15 protein-coding genes are annotated in these 17,264 nt (G+C 72.7%); 5 read left to right on the top strand and 10 right to left on the bottom strand.

Translation table 11 applies throughout. The features are described from left to right. Positions 1–107: 107 nt before the first annotated feature. On the bottom strand, positions 108–755 hold the full coding sequence (locus tag ACFWPQ_RS27075; protein ID WP_384039857.1) for a histidine phosphatase family protein: 648 nt from the start codon (positions 753–755) through the stop codon (positions 108–110). A 79-nt stretch (positions 756–834) separates the two neighbouring features. Between ACFWPQ_RS27075 and ACFWPQ_RS27070 the strand changes: the two genes are divergently transcribed. The 3 genes from ACFWPQ_RS27070 (at position 835) to ACFWPQ_RS27060 (ending at position 3,500) form a co-directional block, all read left to right on the top strand. Continuing rightward, positions 835–2,322, top strand: a complete 1,488-nt coding sequence (locus tag ACFWPQ_RS27070) for a bifunctional phosphatase PAP2/diacylglycerol kinase family protein (protein WP_384039854.1) — start codon at positions 835–837, stop codon at positions 2,320–2,322. 143 nt (positions 2,323–2,465) lie between these two features. Then, on the top strand, positions 2,466–3,281 hold the full coding sequence (locus ACFWPQ_RS27065) for a class I SAM-dependent methyltransferase (RefSeq protein WP_384039851.1): 816 nt from the start codon (positions 2,466–2,468) through the stop codon (positions 3,279–3,281). A 48-nt stretch (positions 3,282–3,329) separates the two neighbouring features. Continuing rightward, positions 3,330–3,500: a hydrophobic protein gene (locus tag ACFWPQ_RS27060; RefSeq protein WP_123972490.1), complete on the top strand. Its 171-nt coding sequence runs from the start codon at positions 3,330–3,332 to the stop codon at positions 3,498–3,500. A gap of 33 nt (positions 3,501–3,533) precedes the next feature. Here the strand turns inward: ACFWPQ_RS27060 and ACFWPQ_RS27055 are convergent, their stop codons facing one another. Then, entirely contained in the window at positions 3,534–4,214 is a 681-nt protein-coding gene (locus ACFWPQ_RS27055) for a GvpL/GvpF family gas vesicle protein (protein ID WP_384039848.1), read from the bottom strand. Positions 4,215–4,260: 46 nt separating this feature from the next. After that, positions 4,261–6,108 carry a transketolase gene (locus ACFWPQ_RS27050; RefSeq protein ID WP_384039845.1) on the bottom strand — a complete coding sequence of 616 codons (1,848 nt, stop codon included), beginning with the start codon at positions 6,106–6,108 and terminating at the stop codon, positions 4,261–4,263. Positions 6,109–6,484: 376 nt separating this feature from the next. Between ACFWPQ_RS27050 and ACFWPQ_RS27045 the strand changes: the two genes are divergently transcribed. Next, positions 6,485–6,835: a VOC family protein gene (locus ACFWPQ_RS27045; RefSeq protein ID WP_384039842.1), complete on the top strand. Its 351-nt coding sequence runs from the start codon at positions 6,485–6,487 to the stop codon at positions 6,833–6,835. Here the strand turns inward: ACFWPQ_RS27045 and ACFWPQ_RS27040 are convergent, their stop codons facing one another. The 7 genes from ACFWPQ_RS27040 to ACFWPQ_RS27010 all read right to left on the bottom strand — a co-directional run bounded on the left by ACFWPQ_RS27040 (position 6,836) and on the right by ACFWPQ_RS27010 (position 14,913). Next, entirely contained in the window at positions 6,836–8,761 is a 1,926-nt protein-coding gene (locus tag ACFWPQ_RS27040; RefSeq protein ID WP_384039839.1) for a DUF5107 domain-containing protein, read from the bottom strand. A gap of 153 nt (positions 8,762–8,914) precedes the next feature. After that, the gene (locus ACFWPQ_RS27035; protein WP_384039836.1) at positions 8,915–9,502 is read right to left on the bottom strand and encodes a GNAT family N-acetyltransferase; all 588 of its coding nucleotides are present in this window, start codon (positions 9,500–9,502) and stop codon (positions 8,915–8,917) included. Between the two features lie 19 nt (positions 9,503–9,521). Then, complete coding sequence (locus ACFWPQ_RS27030) at positions 9,522–9,767, bottom strand: LapA family protein (protein ID WP_384039833.1); 246 nt, start codon at positions 9,765–9,767, stop codon at positions 9,522–9,524. A 67-nt stretch (positions 9,768–9,834) separates the two neighbouring features. Beyond that, positions 9,835–10,758, bottom strand: a complete 924-nt coding sequence (locus ACFWPQ_RS27025; RefSeq protein ID WP_384039887.1) for an LD-carboxypeptidase — start codon at positions 10,756–10,758, stop codon at positions 9,835–9,837. A 23-nt stretch (positions 10,759–10,781) separates the two neighbouring features. Continuing rightward, positions 10,782–12,716 carry an LpqB family beta-propeller domain-containing protein gene (locus ACFWPQ_RS27020; protein ID WP_384039831.1) on the bottom strand — a complete coding sequence of 645 codons (1,935 nt, stop codon included), beginning with the start codon at positions 12,714–12,716 and terminating at the stop codon, positions 10,782–10,784. Between the two features lie 66 nt (positions 12,717–12,782). Then, on the bottom strand, positions 12,783–14,087 hold the full coding sequence (locus ACFWPQ_RS27015; RefSeq protein WP_384039828.1) for a M20/M25/M40 family metallo-hydrolase: 1,305 nt from the start codon (positions 14,085–14,087) through the stop codon (positions 12,783–12,785). Next, positions 14,080–14,913, bottom strand: coding sequence for a M55 family metallopeptidase (locus tag ACFWPQ_RS27010; protein ID WP_384039825.1), 834 nt, complete (start codon positions 14,911–14,913; stop codon positions 14,080–14,082). Before ACFWPQ_RS27010 ends, ACFWPQ_RS27015 begins: the two co-directional genes overlap by 8 nt. 302 nt (positions 14,914–15,215) lie before the next feature. On the opposite strand from ACFWPQ_RS27010, the gene ACFWPQ_RS27005 reads away from it, so the two are divergent. Continuing rightward, positions 15,216–17,090 carry a DNA/RNA non-specific endonuclease gene (locus ACFWPQ_RS27005; protein ID WP_384039822.1) on the top strand — a complete coding sequence of 625 codons (1,875 nt, stop codon included), beginning with the start codon at positions 15,216–15,218 and terminating at the stop codon, positions 17,088–17,090. The last annotated feature ends 174 nt before the right edge of the window (positions 17,091–17,264 follow it).

Here is a 17,264-nt window from a genome sequence, read left to right as displayed (position 1 = left end):
CCTTTTGGGGGGCGTTGCAGACGTGCCCCTTCAGGGGCGCGGGGAACTGCGCGAGCAACCACGACGCACCCGCAGCCGAACACATCGGCCCGAACACATCGGCGGCCCTACTGCAACGACTCCCCCGCCGGCCCGCTCGCCCCCGTCGGCTCCACGACCGCGCCCTGCCAGGACAGCGCCTTCCAGCCGTCGGCCGGAGAGCCCTCCAGGATCACCACACCGGTGTTGTCGAGGGGGCGGGAGGCCGCGTAGGGGACGTCCACGTTGTCGGCGCGGGCCGCCGTCCACAGGCGGATCACGGCGCCGTGGCTGACCATGGCGACCGTCCCGGCGCCGCTCGCGGCGGCCTCGGCGATCACGGCGTCGTAGCGGCCCAGGGCCTCGTCCCCGGTCTCCCCGCCGGGCATGCGCAGCGCGGTGTTCCCGGCCGCCCACGCGAACACGGTCCGCATGTACTCCTCGCCCCGCTCGGAGTGGCCGGGCAGCAGCTCCAGATCGCCGGCGGAGACCTCCCGGATGCCGTCGCGGACGAGCGGGTCGAGACCGCGGGCCGCGGCCAGCGGGGCGGCGGTGAGCTGGGTGCGGGTGAGGGTGGAGACGTAGAGGGCCTCGATGTCCTCGTCGGCCAGAGCCCCGGGGAGGGCCGCCGCCTGCCGCTCGCCGAGGGCGGTCAGACCGGGACCCGGCACCGCGGTGTCGAGCAGGAAGTCGACGTTGGTCGGGGTCTGCCCGTGACGTATGAGGAGCAGGCGCATTCAGGGTTCCTCTCACTCGGCTCACTCGACCGCACCGCGGGCCGGCAGGAAAGTGCCACTTCAGGGTAACCGCACCCGCATGAGCCCAGACGTCGACCTCACCGTCCCGAAGCCCGGCCGGCACGCGCTGCGCGACCGGCTGCTCGCCCTCGACAGCCGGCTGTTCGAGATCGCCGCCGAGCGGAACTGGCCGCTCGCCGAGCCGGCGCTGCCCCGGCTGAGCCGGAGCGCCGACCACGGGGTCCTGTGGTGCGCGGTAGCGGCCGCGGTGGCCGCGTCCCGCACGCCCCGGGCCCGCCGGGCCGCCGCCCGCGGCCTGGCCTCGCTCGGCCTCGCCTCCCTGACCATCAACACGCTCGGCAAGCGTTCGGTGCGCCGCCCCCGTCCGCTGCTGGACCCGGTGCCCGTGGTGCGGCACCTGAAGCGGCAGCCGATCACCACCTCGTTCCCCTCCGGGCACGCCGCGTCGGCGGCCGCCTTCACGGCCGGGGTCGCCCTGGAGTCACCGGCGTGGGGCGCCGTGGTGGCGCCGGTGGCGTTCTCCGTCGCCGTGTCCCGGGTGTACACGGGCGTGCACTTCCCGAGCGACGTGCTCGCGGGTGCGGTGCTGGGCGCCGGCGCCGCGTTCGCCGTACGCGCGCTGGTGCCGACCCGGGCGCAGACCGGCCCGCCGCCCCGGCCGCGTGCCCAGGCCCCGGCGCTGCCCGGCGGGGCCGGTCTGGTGGTGGTGGCCAACCGGGCCTCTGGCAGCGCCGACCGGACGGGGGTGCTGCGCCACGAGTTGCCGGAGGCGGAGCTGGTGGAGTGCGAACCGGAGGAGGTGCAGGCCGAGTTGGCGAGGGCGGCGGTGCGGGCGCGGGCGCTCGGGGTGTGCGGCGGCGACGGCACCGTGAACGCGGCGGCCCGCATCGCCCTGCGCCACGGGCTGCCGCTCGCCGTGCTGCCCGGCGGCACCCTCAACCACTTCGCCCACGACCTGAGCGTGGAGGACGGCCGGGACCTCGGCCGGGCGGTGCGCGCGGGTGAGGCGGTCCGGGTGGACGTCGGCCGCTTCACCTCCGGCGACCGGGAGGGCGTCTTCCTCAACACGCTGAGTCTGGGCGTCTATCCGGAGCTGGTCCGGGAGCGGGAACGCTGGGCACGCCGCATGGGCGCCTGGCCGGCCGAGGTGCTGGCCGTGCTGCGGGTGCTGCGCACGGACCGGCATCCGCTGCGGGTCGAACTGCGGGGCGAGACCCACCCGTTGTGGCTGCTGTTCGTCGGCAACTGCCTCTACCACCGGCTGGCCCTGACCCCGGGCCGCCGCACCGACCTGGCGGACGGGCAGCTCGACGTACGGGTGGTGCACGGCGGCCGCCATCCCGCTCTGCGGCTGCTCTCGGCCGCCCTCGCGGGTCCTCTCACCCGGTCCCCCGCCCACACCGGGGCGCGGCTGAGCCGACTGCGCCTGACCGGCATCGCGGCCGGTACGCCCGTCGCGTACGACGGCGAAGTCATCGAGGTGGCGGGCGAGATGACGGTGGAGAAGCTGCCGGAGGCACTGACCGCGTACCGGCCGCTGCCCTGACAGCCCGACCCTTCACTGACGGCCCATCAGTCCATATCGTAAAACGCGGGTCTCATCATTCGGCACGCGAGCGTAGCGTTGCGGATACCGCGAGACGGGGTCGTCCGGCCCTGTCCGCCGGTGTGACGCGAAGGGGTCGAGCCATGTCGAAGCCGCAGGAGACAGCCGTCTACACGCACGGGCACCACGAGTCGGTGCTGCGTTCCCACACCTCGCGGACCGCCGCCAACTCGGCCGCCTACCTGCTGGGTTCACTCAAACCCCACATGAAGATCCTGGACATCGGCTGCGGTCCGGGCACCATCACCGCCGACCTGGCCGCGCTGGTGCCCGACGGCCACGTCACCGGCGTGGACCACGCGCCGGGCATCCTGGACCAGGCCCGGGCGACCGCCGCCGGACGCGGACTGACGAACGTGGACTTCGCGGTCGCCGACGTCCACGCGCTGGACTACCCGGACGACACGTTCTGCGTGGTCCACGCCCACCAGGTGCTCCAGCACGTGGGCGACCCGGTGCAGGCGCTGCGCGAGATGCACCGGGTCACCAAGCCCGGCGGCATCATCGCCGCTCGGGACGGGGACTACGCGGCGATGACCTGGTATCCGGCGACGCCGGGGCTGGACGACTGGCTGGAGCTGTACCGGCGGGTGGCCCGCGCCAACGGGGGCGAGCCGGACGCCGGGCGGCGGCTGAGGTCATGGGCGCTGGCGGCGGGGCTCACCGACATCACGGCCACCTCCGGCACCTGGACGTACAGCACGGCCGAGGAGCGGGCCTGGTGGGGCGGGCTGTGGGCGGACCGGACGGTCGCCTCGTCCTACGCCGGGCTGGCCACCGAGGGTGGCCACGCGACCACGGAGCAGCTGGAGGCGATCGCGGCGGCCTGGCGGGCGTGGGCGGGGCAGGAGGACGGCTGGTTCGCCGTACTGCACGGAGAGATTCTCTGCCGAAAGTGAGCCTGATCCGCGGATTTCGGGACACCCGCCGTGCAGGAGGTTCACACCATGGTTCCCATCCTGCTTGTACTGCTTCTGGTCCTGATTCTCTTCGGTGCCGGATTCGCGGTGAAACTGCTCTGGTGGATCGCGCTTGTCGTGCTCGTGCTGTGGCTCCTCGGATTCCTGGTCCGCGGCACGACCGGCGCCGGCGGCAGGGGCCGCTGGTACCGGTGGTGACGCCACCGGCAGCACCGGCCGACGGGGCCGGAATCAGCCGCGCACTGTCGGCCCCGTCGACTCGGTGGTCGGTTCCGTGAAGGAATAGGCCGCCCAGGGCCCGGTGAGTTCCACCCGTATTCCGGGTGCCGTTTCCTTCGTTCGGTCGACCAGTTCCACGAATTCCTCGGAATCCGCGCGCGGCACCAGATAGGCGGCGTCGAGCGGTTTCTGTACGGACGTTCCGAAAAGCCGGGAATCCTCGGCGCGCCCGGAAAGCCGCTCGTGCAGAGCACGGGCCAGCTCCTCGGCGGCTCGCCACTGCTCGGGCGGGTCGGCGTGCACCTGCACACCCCACTCGACGCGCCCTTCCAGCCGGTCGAGGGTCTGCAGGAAGTAGGCCTCGCGGGCCTCCATCATGATCCGTACGCCGCTGTCGTCCGGGAAGACCATGGCCGGCCGGAGCGGCAGCGGCGTGGTGACCGTGGTGAGCGCGTCGATCACGCCCTGGTGGGCACGGGCGGTCGCGGCCAGCCACTCCCGGTCCTCCAGATGGTCCCGCAGCGGCTCGTCGGCGAAGTCCCCCTCCGGGACCGTACTGACGACGGCGACCAGGCCGTGGTGCCTGAGCAGCCCCGGCGGGGCACCGGCCACGCCGGTGAGCTGGGCCTGCAGGGCCGCCGTGAACGGACGGCAGACGGCGTACACGTACCGGAGTCCGCCCCGTGCTGTCATCTGTCCTCCTCCTGGCCCCGGCCCTGCTTCCGGCCGGCCGTGCGTGTCAGCGTACGAGCGCCTCCCCGACCAGCAGCCGCCCGGCCGACGCGATCGCGTCCGCGTCGATCCCGGCGGCGTGCAGCTGCTGGTCGGGCGCGGCCGAACCCGGCATGGTGCGTACGGCGAGCCGGACCAGCCGCGGTACGGGCCTGCCGTCGGTGAAGGCCTCCGTGACCGCGTCGCCGAGCCCGCCCTCCTCGTGGTGGTCCTCGACGGAGAGCAGACAGCCGGTCTCCTCGGCGGCGCTGCGCAGCGTCCGCAGGTCGACGGGCTTGACGGAGTACAGGTCGACGACCCGGATCCGGATGCCCTCCTCGGCGAGCAGGTCGGCGGCCTTCAGTGCCTCGTGCACGGTGACCCCGGCGGCGACCACGGTCAGCCGGTCCTCCTCGGAGGAGCGCAGCACCTTGCTGCCGCCCACCGGGAACTCCTCGTCCGGGCCGTAGATCACCGGGCTCGCGCCGCGCGAGGTGCGCAGATAGCGGATGCCGTCGAGCCCGGCCATCGCCGCGACGAGCTTGGCCGTCTGGTTGGCGTCGCACGGATAGAGCACGGTCGAGCCGTACACCGCGCGGAACATCGCCAGGTCCTCCAGGCCCATCTGGGACGGCCCGTCCTGCCCGATGGCGACGCCCGCGTGCGAGCCGACCAGGTTGATCCCGCTGCCGCTGACGGCGGCCATGCGGACGAAGTCGCAGGCCCGGGTGAGGAAGGCGGCGAAGGTGGCGGCGTACGGCACCCAGCCCCGGGTGGCCATGCCGACGGCGGCGGCCACGAGTTGCTGTTCGGCGATGTAGAACTCGAAGTAGCGGTCGGGGTGTTCCTTGCCGAACAGCTCGGTGCGGGTGGAGTCGCCGACCTCGCCGTCCAGCGCGACGACGTCGTCGCGGGCGTGGCCGAGCGCGACGAGCGCCTTCCCGAAGGCATCGCGGGTGGGGACCTCGTCTCCCTTGTCGTAGCGCGGGAGTTCGATCGGGCCCGTGGGCACGGAGTGCAGCGCGCGGGCCGCCGGCGGCTCCTGCACGTGGACGTACAGGTCCCGCACGCCGCCGAGTTCGGCGATGGCCTCCTCGGGGTGCGGCAGCGGCTTGCCGTGCATCCCCTCGCGGTCCTCGACGGCGGCGACGCCCCGGCCCTTGCGGGTGCGGGCGAGGATCACGGTGGGCTGTCCCGCGGTGGCCTGGGCCTGGTCGCAGGCGCGGTCGACGGCGTCCACGTCGTGCCCGTCGATCTCCACGGTGTGCCAGCCGAAGGCCTGGAAGCGGCGGGCGTAGGCATCGAGGTCGTGGCCGTGCCGGGTGGGTCCGCGCTGGCCGAGCCGGTTGACGTCCACGATCGCGGTGAGGTTGTCGAGGTGCTCGTACCCGGCGTGCTCGACGGCCTCCCACACGGAGCCCTCCGCCAGTTCGCTGTCCCCGCACAGCACCCAGACCCGGTAGCGGCCGTGCTCCAGCCGCTTCCCGGACAGCGCGATGCCGACACCGATCGGCAGGCCCTGGCCGAGGGAACCGGTGGCGGTCTCCACCCACGGCAGCCGGCGCGGGGTGGGGTGGCCCTCCAGATGGCTGCCGAGCTGCCGGAAGGTGAGCAGCTCGGCGTCGTCGATGGCGCCTGCCGCCTTGTACGCGGCGTACAGCAGCGGCGAGGCGTGGCCCTTGGAGAGGACGAAACGGTCGTTGCCGGGGTGGTCGGGCCGCTCGAAGTCGTAGCGCAGATGGCGGGCGAGCAGCACCGCCATCAGATCGGCGGCGGACATCGACGAGGTGGGATGCCCGGACTCGGCCGCGGCGGCCGCCCGCACGCTGTCCACGCGCAACTGCTGGGCGAGTTCGACGAGTTCGGCGGTGTTCATGGGGCTCCTTCCGGGGGACGGCCCGTGCTGGCTCGGGGGGGCACTGGAGTGGCCGGCAGGGTCGGCGCCGCGATCTCGACGCGGTCACGTTCCGGGCTCGACGTGTCACGGTGCGTCTCCGGGGGCACGCCGGGATCCAGGGCCTCCCAGGCAACCGTAGGCTCGACCTCGAAACACCGCGCGTCGAAACACCGCCCACGTAAGCGCGCCCCACAGGGGCGCGGGGCCATATCCGTCTGCGGCTGCCGCCGCGTGGGCGCGACCAGCCTCCCCCACCGGACCCGCGGCACATCGCAGGCCGGAGGAACATGCGGCCTGCAACCAGAGATCGCCGGAGGTGACACCAACCCAGCCCGCGGCAACTAGGCTCGTGGGCATGGAGATTCTGGGCGCCTCCCTGCGCATCTGTGTCGACGACATCGAGACCGCGGTCCCGTTCTACGAACGCCTCTCCGGCGGCAGAGCCCAGCGTTTCGAACGCGGCGGTGTCCAGGTCGCCGCGGTCGGCTCCTTCCTCCTGATGAGCGGGCCGGAGTCGGAGCTGGAGGTGCTGCGCAAGGTGGTCGCCACCATCGCGGTCAAGGACGTCGACGCGGCCCACCGGCTGCTGGACGACCTCGGCGCCCGTATCCTCGCGGGGCCGGTGGCCACGCCCGCCGGCCGCAATCTGCTCGCGATGCACCCGGACGGCTCGCTGTTCGAGTACGTCGACCAGCTCCGGGGCTGATCAGAGGCCCTGCGGCCGCATCCGGAAGTCGTACCGGGCGGGCAGCGGCCCGTCACCGAGCCGCGCCCACAGCCGGCCGATCGCCTCCGACCCTTCCCGCAGGTCGGCGACCTCGAAATCGGTGTCGAACACGGCCCGGGCCGCCGTCCGCCGCCCCCCCGCGAGGAGCAGCTCCGCCTCCAGGAGCCGGAAGCGGCCGCGCTCCCGGGTCGCGGGCAGCAGGGCCTCCCACACGGCGCGGGCGTCCGCGACCCGCCGTACCCGCAGCAGCGCCTCGACGGCCTCGCGGCCGAGCGCCGCGCAGGCCGCGGTCCACGCCTCGCCGTCGTCGCGGCGCTCCCGGCACAGGTCGTCGAAGGCGTCCGCGTACCGCTCGGCGGCCCGCTCGTGGTCCCCGTACTCCTGGTCGGCGACGGCGAGACAGCGCAGCAGCGGCCAGAGGGACGGGGCGAGCGGCAGGGCCCGCTCCCAGCTGCGCACGGCCTGGGCGCGGTCCCCGGCGTGCCACTGGGCGACGCCGAGGTGGTACTCGGTGTGCGGGGTGGCGGGGGCCGTCTCCAGCATGTCCCGCCAGTGCGGGGCGACCAGGGTCGGTCCGGGCGGCCGTACCCGGCGGGGTTCGGGCAGCGTGCCGGTGCGCAGCAGTTCCCGCCAGGGAGCCTGTTCCTCGGTCAGCGTCGGCTCGGCGAACGGCGTACCGGGCAACTTCCAGTCGGCGCGCAGCACTTCGAGGGCGCCCCAGCCGGAGCCGGTGGCGAGGAGTTCGCCGGGTTCGGTGTCGGCGTACGGCTTCCAGGCGGCGTAAGCGGTCTCCAACTCGGCGCGCGGCAGGGCTAGTTCGAGCTGCTCCTCGACGTACTGCGGCGCTGCCCGCAGCGGGCCGAGCGGGCCGTACGCCTCCAGCCAGGAGATCTCGCTCTCCGCGTCGAGGCGGACGTGCTCCAGCTGGGTGCGGGCCAGTCCGGCCTGGATCTCGCGATAGCCGCCCGTGCCGGGGCCGCCGAGCCACTCCTGCCAGCGCCGGCCGCCCGGGCCCGAGCCCCACACGAACTGTTTCCGGCCGCGCAGTTCGTCGGTGGAGGTCTGCACCAGGCCGTGGCCGTCGGCACCGAACGCGGCCATCCAGCGGCGCCGGCCGTCCGGGATGTCGTAGAACCAGTCGACCGGGTAGGGGGGTTGGGCGTCGTACGCCGGAACGGGCACCCGGTGCAGTCGGCGCTCGGGCCCGAACTCCCAGGCCTCCTCGGCCGGGACGACGATCCGGCGGTCCTCCGGTACGGCCGTGTTGGACCACCAGTAGACCGGCGCCGGGTGTTCGTGCGGGTTGCGGACGCGGACGCCGGCGTACAGGAAGTCCGAGCCGTCCGGCAGCCAGAGGTCGACCTGGAAGGGCAGGTCGCGCACCCGTTCCCACTCCCACAGCCGGAGCATCCGGCCGCCGTCGGGGGCGGGGACCCGGGCCGCGTGCAGCGGGGCGCAGGCGAGGGTGGTGTGGCCGGTGGCGCCGATGTTCCACTCGATGCCGCCGGCGTACCAGGCGCCGTTGAGTGCGAGGTTGGCGGGCTGGAACACCGGGTTGCGGTGGAGGAGTTCACGGCCGGTGGGCAGGTGCACGAGGGAGGCGACGCGGCCGCCGAGCCCGGGCAGGACGGTGGCGCGCAGCCGGTCGTTCTCGATCACGAGGGCGTCGAGATCGCGGGGTGTGCGCGTTCTGCCGTAGCCGTCGCGGACCCGTACCGGGAGGAGGCTGCGCAGCGGTTCGTAGCCGAGTTGCCGGGCCATGTCCCGCGGCAGGTCCTCCCGGTCACGTTCGTCGACGCGGTGCAGCTCTTCGAGGGGGCGGAGCGGCGGGAGCGGGTTGTCCGGGCCCAACTCCGCCGCGGGCAGGGTCAGTACCTCACGTCGGATCCTCGTCACGATCACCATGGAACCCGGCACCGGGTGAGCTGACCAGGGGAGCCGCCGGTCAGGATTGCGCAAAGGCCGGGCGGTGCCATGGTCGTGCGGTGCCATGGTCGTGCGGTGCAGAGGCCGAGCGGTGCAAAGGGCGGGCGGTGCAAAGGGCGGGCGGTGCAGGGGTCAGCCGGTGGTCCGCATCTCCGCGGTGATCGCCCAGCGTTCGTGGTCCCGCCAGGCCCCGTCGATGTAGATCATGTTCGGTGAGAAGCCCTCCAGCCGGAACCCTGCACCGCGCGCGAGCGCGATGGACGCGGCGTTGCCGGGCTGCACGTTGATCTCCAGCCGGTGCAGCCGCATCGGCCCGAAGGCGTGGTCCACGACGAGCCCCATCGCCTCCCGCATCAGCCCGCGCCCGGCCGCGTGGGCGAACGCGCCGTAGCCGAGCGCACCGCACTGGAAGCCGCCCTCGACGATGTTGTTGATGTTGATGAACCCGGCGATCGCCCCGTCGCGCTGCCCGTCGCGCCCCCCGGCACGCTCCCCGGTGTCCTTCTCGCAGACCAGGAACCCGGCCTTGCTGCGGTCCTCGATCAGCCGTCCCGCGTAGCCGGCGTAGGCCGCGTCCGTGGTGGGCGGGAACAGCCAGGGCTGGTGGAGGTCCTTGCTCTCCCGGGCCCGGGCGATGAACTCGGCGCCGTCCTCGTAGGTGTAGTGACGGATGCCCACGCGGGGGCCCTCGACGAGGTAGCGGGAAGCGGTGTGCGGCATCCCGTCACCCTACGCGGAGCTACCTCCGGCGTTTCATGAAATACGCCCCGCACAGCGCGCCGATCACCCCGGTGACGAGCAGGGCGATCCACAGGGGCGTGGTGACCACGGGGACCAGGAAGCGGATCTCGGTGGCGTGGGTGTTCTCGAAGACGAAGACCAGGCCGAGGACGCCGAGCAGCAGCACGGCGATCCTGCCGGGGGTCAGCAGCAGGCCGCGCCGGCCTTCGGTCCGGTCCCGCTTCGCCGAGCTCTTCGGGCTCATGCCACCAGGTTGGTCCGGGGGCCGCCGCCCCGCCCGCCGGGCGCGGCCCTCCGGGTGACGGGTGAGCTCAGCGCAGCGCCGGCTCCAGCAGCGTCAGCGTGCCCGCGTCCGCGTCCAGCTCCGCGGCCACCCCGAGCGGGACGGTCAGGGCCGCCTCGCAGTGCCCGAACCCGAACTCCTCCATCACCGGCACGCCGAGCCCGCCGAGCCGGTCGACGAGCATCGCCCGTACCTCCGCGTACGGTCCGCACCGGTCCCAGGAGCCGAGCAGGATCCCGGCGACACCGTCGAGCCAGCCGGACCGCAGCAGCTGGGTGATGCTCCGGTCGAGGCTGTACGGCCGCTCGCCGACGTCCTCCAGGACGAGCAGTCCGCCGCGGGCGCCGGTGTGGGTGAGCGGGGTGCCGAGGCCGGCCGCGAGCAGCCGCAGGCAGCCGCCGACGGTGACGCCCCTGGCCCGGCCGCCCACCAGCGCGGCGCCCCGGGAGGGGATGGTGCGGACCGTCTCCGGGGCGAAGAGGGTGGCCCGCAGGTGGTCCTGCGCCTCGGTGCTCTTGACGAAGTCGGCGCCCGCGGCCACCGGCCCGTACAGGGTGGCGAGCCCGAGCCGGGTCGCGAACGCCTCGTGCAGCACGGTGGCGTCGCTGAAGCCGACGAACACCTTCGGGCCGGCCGCCCGCATCGCCTCCCAGTCGAGCAGGTCGACGAGGCGCTGTGCGCCGTAGCCGCCGCGCGCGCAGAGCACGGCGGAGACGGACGGGTCGCACCAGGCCCGCTGGAGGTCGGCCGCGCGGTCCGCGTCGGAGCCCGCGAGGTAGCCCAGCTCGCCGTCCGTGGCGAGCACATGGGGTGCCACCACCGGGTCGAGGTCCCAGCCGCGCAGGATGTCGAGGCCCGCCTGGAGCCGCTCCTCCACCACCGGCCCGCTCGGCGCCACGACGGCGACCCGCGCTCCGGCCGAGAGCCTCGACGGCCGGGTCAGTTCCGCCACTTCGGTCACTTGCGCCACTTCGGTCACTTCACCAGTTCCAGCTCGGGGATGCCGGGCACGTCCAGCCCGAACACCTGAGCGTAGAGGGCGAGCTCGGACTCCAGCGCGCGGACCAGGGTGTCGGCGCGCCGGAAGCCGTGGCCCTCGCCCGCGAAGGTGAGGTACGCGTGCGGCACCGGGCGGCCGTCGAGCCGGGCGAGGAAGCGCTCGCACTGCGTGGGCGGGCAGATCACGTCGTCCAGGCCCTGGAGCAGCAGGAAGGGCGCGGTGAGCCGGTCCACGTGCTCGCTGGGCGACCGCTCGGCGTACCGTTCGGGGACCTCGGCCAGCGGGCCGATCAGGGACTCCAGGTACTGGGACTCGAAGTCGTGGGTCTCCCCCGCGCCCCAGCTGGTGAGGTCGAGGACGGGGTAGGAGATGGTGCCGCAGGCGTAGACGTCGGTGCCGGTCAGGGAGGCGGCGGCGGTCCAGCCGCCGGCGCTGCCGCCGCGGATCGCGAGCCTGGCGCGGTCGGCGGTGCCCTCCTCGGCGAGGGCGAGCGCGACGGCCGCGCAGTCCTCGACGTCGACCACGCCCCACTGCTCGCGCAGCCGATTCCGGTACTCCCGCCCGTATCCGGTGGAGCCGCCGTAGTTGACCTCGGCGACGCCGATGCCCCGGGAGGTGAAGTAGGCGATCGCAAGATCGAGGACGAGCGGGGTCCTGCCGGTGGGGCCGCCGTGCGCCCAGACGACGAACGGCGGCAGCTCGTCCTCGGGCGCGGTGTGGCCGGGGTGGTGGGGCGGGTGGACGTGGGCGTGCACCTCGCGGCCGCCGGGACCGGCGAAGGTGCGGACCTGCGGCTCGGGGTAGTAGGCGGGGTCCACCGGGTCCCGGTGCGGGGTGCCGACGACCCGGGTGCGGCCGGAGGCGGTGTCGAGTTCCACGACCTCGTGGGCGGTGCGCGGGCCGGCGCCGACCGCGAGCACGCGGGTGCCGTGCACGGCGAGGGTGGCGGAGTACTCGGTCCACGGTCCGGCGGCGTCGGCGATCTCGCCGGTCTCCGGATCGAGTATCCCGAGTGCCAGCGGCCCGCGGCCGTGCAGGACGGCGATCAGCCCGTTGTCCAGCGGCGCGAACCACCTCTGGCCGAGTCGCCACAGCGGCCCCGCGAACTCCTCCTCGCGCGGGCACAGGGGTACGTCGTCGCGGTACAGGTTCCACCAGCCGCTGCGGTCGCTGGTGTACAGCAGCCGGTCGTCCGCGGACCAGTCCACCTGCGCGACGGCCTCCGTGGCACCGCCGGCCACGGTGCGGACCGCGTGCAGGGTTCCGTCGGCGGCGACCTCGCCGACCAGCAGTTCCGTGCCGTCCCACGGCATCCGGGGATGGTCCCAGGCGAGCCAGGCGGCCCGGCGCCCGTCGTGCGTCAGGCGCGGTCCGGTGACGAACCGGTGTCGGCCGTCGGTGAGTTCGCGTACGGCGGCCCGGTCGTCGGCCGCCGACCCGTCCAGCGGCACGGCGGCGAGCACCCGCCGTACGTCGGTGGGCGCGGCCCCGGTGAACTCCTCCAGGACGCACCAGACTTCACCCCGGTCCAGCAGCAACTGCGGGTCGGCCCAGCGGGGTCCGGGCGGGGTCAGCGGCCGGGGTGCCTCACCGGGCCGGTACAGGTACAGCCGCTGGTCGTCGAAGTGGACGAAGACGAGCAGCGGACGACCGTCGCCGTCGGGCACGGCACCGGCCCAGGGTTGTCCGCCGTACTCGATGACCCGGCTGCGCACGTTCCACGGCGCGGGCAGCACGGACTCCCCGGTGCTGCCGCGTACCAGGGTCCGGCGGCCGCCCTCCGCGGGCCGGGGCTCGGTCCACCAGGGCTCGTCGCCGACGAAGCCCACCCACTCGGCGAAGCCGTCGTGCGCCGCGGCCAGGGCCGCGTCGACGGGTGAGGGCCACGAGCCGTACGCCTTTGTCTCCACGTTCTCTCCTCCTCGCCTGAGCCGTGCTACTCGGTGCTGTTCCGTGCTACTCCGTGCTAGGCCGTGCTATGCCGTGCGCAGGAAGTGGTCCAGGACCTGGACGCCGAAGTGCAGGGCCTCGACGGGGACGCGTTCGTCGACGCCGTGGAACAGGGCCTGGTAGTCCAGGTCCTCGGGGAGCTTGAGCGGGGCGAAGCCGTAGCCGGTGATGCCGAGCCGGGAGAACTGCTTGGCGTCGGTGCCGCCCGACATGCAGTACGGCACCACGTGCCCCTCGGGCGCGAACTCCTCGACGGCGGCGCGCATCCGGGCGTACGTCGGTGAGTCCAGCGGTGCCTGGAGGGCGACCTCGCGGTGGTGGAACTCCCAGTCGACGTCGGGGCCGGTGAGGCGGTCGAGGGTGGCGCGGAACTCGTCCTCGGTGCCGTACAGATAGCGTCCGTCGACGAAGGCGACGGCCTCGCCCGGGATGACGTTGACCTTGTAACCGGCGTTCAGCATGGTCGGGTTGGCGCTGTTGCGGACGGTGGCCTCGACCAGCCTGGCGGCCGGGCCGAGCTTGTCGAGGAGCAGGTCGACCTCGGTGAGGTCGGGCTCGACGCCGTAGAGGACGGCGAGTTCGGTGAGGGCGGCGGAGACCGTCGGGGTGAGCCGGAGCGGCCACCCGTGCTCGCCGATGCGGGTGACGGCGGCGGCGAGGCGGGTGACCGCGTTCTCCTTGTTGACCTTGGAGCCGTGTCCGGCCCGGCCGCGCGCGGTGAGCTTGAGCCAGGCGGTGCCGCGCTCCCCGGCGGCGACGGGGTAGAGGTGCCGTCCGGTGCCGTCGTGGAAGGTGAAGGCGCCGGACTCGCCGACGCCCTCGGTGCAGCCCTCGAACAGCTCGGGGTGGTGGTCGGCGAGGAACCCGGAGCCGTCGACCGCGCTGGCCTCCTCGTCGGCGGTGAACGCGACGACGATGTCCCGCCGCGGCCGTACCCCCTCCCGGGCCCAGGCCCGCACCACCGCCAGGATCATCGCGTCCATGTTCTTCATGTCGACGGCGCCCCGCCCCCACACGACCCCGTCGCGGACCTCCCCGGAGAACGGGTCGACGCTCCAGTCGGCGGCCTGTGCGGGGACGACGTCGAGGTGGCCGTGGACGAGGAGCGCGTCGGCGGCGGGGTCGGTGCCCTCGATGCGGGCGACGACGTTGGTGCGCCCCGCGGTGCGCTCGAGGAGGATCGGCTCCAGGTCCGCCTCCGCGAGCCGCTCGGCCGCGTACTCGGCGGCGGGCCGCTCCCGGCAGTCACCGCCGCCGAAGTTGCTGGTGTCGATCCGGATCAGCTCGGAGGTGAACCGGACGACCTCGTCGAGTCCCTGCTGGTCAGCCATACTGCTCCTCCACCGCGGCCGAGACGATCGTGGTGACCGCCTTGAAGGTGCGGATGCCGTCGTACATGGTCCCCTCGGTGTACGCCACCTTCCGCTCGCCGATCTGGTCCACGCCGGGGACGACGGTGGCGGCCAGGGCGAGGTGCTCGGCGTCCATCTCCAAGGCGATGGTGAACGGTCCGCCGGCCACGGGTTCGTGGCGCACCGCGAGCCCGGCGGCGTCCTTGGCGGCGGCGCGGATGTCGGCGGCGGTCCGGGCGGGTGTCCGGCACACGGCCGCGTACCTCGACACATGGTCCTTGACGGCGACCTTGCGGGCCTCGGGGGCGTAGCCGAGGGCGTCCTCGCAGGCCAGGTCGTCGCCGGTGACGAGGACGACCGGGACGCCGTACTCGGCGACGACGTGCGCGTTGAGCAGCCCCTCGCTGGCGCGCACGTCGTTCAGCCAGACGCCGGTGACGGAGTTGGGGAGGTAGGTGTGGGCGAGGACGCCCTCCATGCCGGCGCCGGTGTGGTAGCCGATGAAGGCGACGCCGTCGACGTCGCCGTGCTGGACGCCCTCGACCATGGACAGCGTCTTGTGCCGGCCGGTGATCATCTGGGCGCGGTCGTCGAGCTGCTCCAGGAGCAGGTTGCGCATGCTCCAGTGGGCCTCGTTGATGAGGACCTCGTCGGCGCCGCCGTCGTAGAAGCCGAGGACGGCGGCGTTGACGTCGGAGGTGAACATCGGCCGGCACCGCTCCCACTGCGGCGCACCGGGCAGCACGTCGCCCGGCCAGGTCACCCCGGTGGCGCCCTCCATGTCGGCGCTGATGAGGATCTTCATGCCGCTTCACGTTACGCGTCGGCGAGACAACTTCCTACACGGCAGCGAGGAGGTTGAGCCCTCTGCCGGACCTCGGCACTCAAGCGGCCGTGTCGACCGGTGCATCTCCGGACGGGTGCCGGGCACCCACTCCCCGAGGCCGTGCCGCTTTTGGGTGTCTATATCAAGACATATACCTTGCATTGCTGTTTCGATAAATGGTGGCCAGCGGACGCTCGCAGCGACACCGCACCCGCTCTGACTGGTCCGCGGTGCATCGCGCGAGCCGTTCTCCATCCTCCGCGAAGGGACGTCTCCCTTTCATGCCCACCAACAACAAGACCCGCACTGCGTCGGCGCCGAGGAAATCGGCGTCCTCCCAGGACAAACTGATCGAGTCCTTGAAGCAGTACATCCGCACGCGCGGTCCGGACCTGCTCGCAGACCCCAACGTGTCCTCCGTCGGGATCGGTCACAAGCTCAAGAACGGCACCCGAGGGAAACAGATCGCGCTGCAGTTCACGGTCGACAGGAAGGCCGAGCCGGAGGCCCTCGAGGCGCTGGGCACGACCCGGATCCCGGAGAGCATCACGGTGGACGGGGTGGAGGTGCCGACCGACGTCATCGAACGCAGCTACCAGGCCCACTTCCGCGTGGTCGCGGAGGCGGAGAAGCCTCCGCGGAAGACCCGCCTGAACCCCGTCGTCCCGGGGGCCAGTGTCGGCGGTGTGACGGTCACGGCCGGCACCATCGGCTGCATCGTGTTCGACCGGACCGACGGCACCCCGTACGTGCTCAGCAACTGGCATGTACTGCAGGGCCCGGACGGTCAGCCGGGCGAGGAAGTCGTCCAGCCCGGCCGGTTCGACGACAACCAGATCTCCCGCAACCGCCTCGGCGTCCTGAAGCGGTCCCACCTCGGCCCGGCCGGCGACTGCGCCGTGACCACCATCGAAGAGGGCCGGACCTTCGATCCCAGGATCCTGGGACTTGACGTGGCACCCCAGGAGCTGGGTGAGGCGGCTCTGGGGGACAAGGTCGTCAAGAGCGGACGGACCACGGGTGTCACCCACGGGATCGTCCGCCGCATCCAGACGATGGCCAAGATCGACTACGGTGGCGACATCGGTGAGAAGACCATCGGCTGCTTCGAGATCGGTCCCGACAACGAGCACCCGGCGGCGGACCGGCAGATCAGCAGCGGGGGCGACTCGGGTGCGGTCTGGCTGTTCAAGCAGAACGGCCGGCCGGGCAAGGTCGTCGCCGGACTGCACTTCGGCGGCGAAAGCGCCGGCGACCCCGACGACCACGCACTGGCCTGCCTCTCCAGCTCCGTCTTCGAGAAGCTCGACATCACCCTGCGGCAGCCCTCTCCCGAGGAGGTACAGCCCCTGCAGGGCTACGACCCGGACTTCCTCGGCGTGCAGATCGACATACCGCAGCTGACCGCGGAGATCAGCGGGGACGCCGTACGCCTCAGCGGCTCCGAGGTCATCCCGTACACGCACTACTCGCTGGCCCTCAGCAAGAAGCGGCGTTTCCCCTTCTGGGTGGGCTGGAACATCGACGGCGGGAGCCTCAAGAAGCTCAGCCGGTCGGGCATACCCTTCATCAAGGACCCGCGGCTTCCCGCGAACACGCAGGTCGGGAACGAGCTGTACGAGGCCAACCGGCTCGACCGCGGCCACATCGCCCGCCGTGCGGACCTGATCTGGGGCAGCATGCCCGAGGCTCAGAAGGCGAACACCGATTCGTTCTTCTACACCAACATCACTCCGCAGCTGGACGACTTCAACCAGAGCGCCAAGAACGGTCTGTGGGGCGAGCTGGAGGACGCCGTCTTCGCCGACGTCGACGTCGACGACCTCAAGGTGAGCGTCTTCGGCGGACCGGTCCTCCGGGACGACGACCGCGTCTACCGGGACGAGAAGATCCCCCGTCAGTTCTGGAAGGTCATCGCCTTCGTCGAGCGAGGTGAGTTGAAGGCCAAGGCGTTCTTGCTCACGCAGAACCTGGACCAGCTCGAAGCCCTGGACCTCGACGAGTTCCGCGTCTTTCAGGTCACCCTCGACGAGATCGAGGAACGAGTCCACATCCGCTTCCCCACCGCCCTTCACAAGGGCGACCACCTGCTCGTGCCCGAGGCGGTGGCCGAGCGAAGGCCATTGGACGACCTGGCCGACATCCACTGGGACTGACCGGGCGGCCCGCCGGCGTGTCTCGTCAAGCCACAGCGCTTGAGACACGCCGGCTCCGCACGGTTTTGGTTCGCCACCGACCGTCGAGCCCGGCGATCGACCTCGACACCGGGGCCTGTGAAGCCCCGGTACTCGAGGTGCAGGGGAGCCAAGATGCCCATAATGTGGTAATTG

Origin of the sequence: Streptomyces sp. NPDC058464 (assembly GCF_042721035.1) — a bacterium.
In the GTDB taxonomy this organism is placed as follows: domain Bacteria; phylum Actinomycetota; class Actinomycetes; order Streptomycetales; family Streptomycetaceae; genus Streptomyces.
The sequence above is the reverse complement of the archived record's forward strand: the minus strand, read 5'-3'. Positions and strand labels throughout refer to the sequence as shown.

Coding starts and splice junctions, on each gene's coding strand:
- ACFWPQ_RS27075 (WP_384039857.1), bottom strand. CDS start 755: ATGCGCCTGCTCCTCATACGTCACGGGCAGACCCCGACCAACGTCGAC.
- ACFWPQ_RS27070 (WP_384039854.1), top strand. CDS start 835: ATGAGCCCAGACGTCGACCTCACCGTCCCGAAGCCCGGCCGGCACGCG.
- ACFWPQ_RS27065 (WP_384039851.1), top strand. CDS start 2,466: ATGTCGAAGCCGCAGGAGACAGCCGTCTACACGCACGGGCACCACGAG.
- ACFWPQ_RS27060 (WP_123972490.1), top strand. CDS start 3,330: ATGGTTCCCATCCTGCTTGTACTGCTTCTGGTCCTGATTCTCTTCGGT.
- ACFWPQ_RS27055 (WP_384039848.1), bottom strand. CDS start 4,214: ATGACAGCACGGGGCGGACTCCGGTACGTGTACGCCGTCTGCCGTCCG.
- ACFWPQ_RS27050 (WP_384039845.1), bottom strand. CDS start 6,108: ATGAACACCGCCGAACTCGTCGAACTCGCCCAGCAGTTGCGCGTGGAC.
- ACFWPQ_RS27045 (WP_384039842.1), top strand. CDS start 6,485: ATGGAGATTCTGGGCGCCTCCCTGCGCATCTGTGTCGACGACATCGAG.
- ACFWPQ_RS27040 (WP_384039839.1), bottom strand. CDS start 8,761: ATGGTGATCGTGACGAGGATCCGACGTGAGGTACTGACCCTGCCCGCG.
- ACFWPQ_RS27035 (WP_384039836.1), bottom strand. CDS start 9,502: ATGCCGCACACCGCTTCCCGCTACCTCGTCGAGGGCCCCCGCGTGGGC.
- ACFWPQ_RS27030 (WP_384039833.1), bottom strand. CDS start 9,767: ATGAGCCCGAAGAGCTCGGCGAAGCGGGACCGGACCGAAGGCCGGCGC.
- ACFWPQ_RS27015 (WP_384039828.1), bottom strand. CDS start 14,087: ATGGCTGACCAGCAGGGACTCGACGAGGTCGTCCGGTTCACCTCCGAG.
- ACFWPQ_RS27010 (WP_384039825.1), bottom strand. CDS start 14,913: ATGAAGATCCTCATCAGCGCCGACATGGAGGGCGCCACCGGGGTGACC.
- ACFWPQ_RS27005 (WP_384039822.1), top strand. CDS start 15,216: ATGCCCACCAACAACAAGACCCGCACTGCGTCGGCGCCGAGGAAATCG.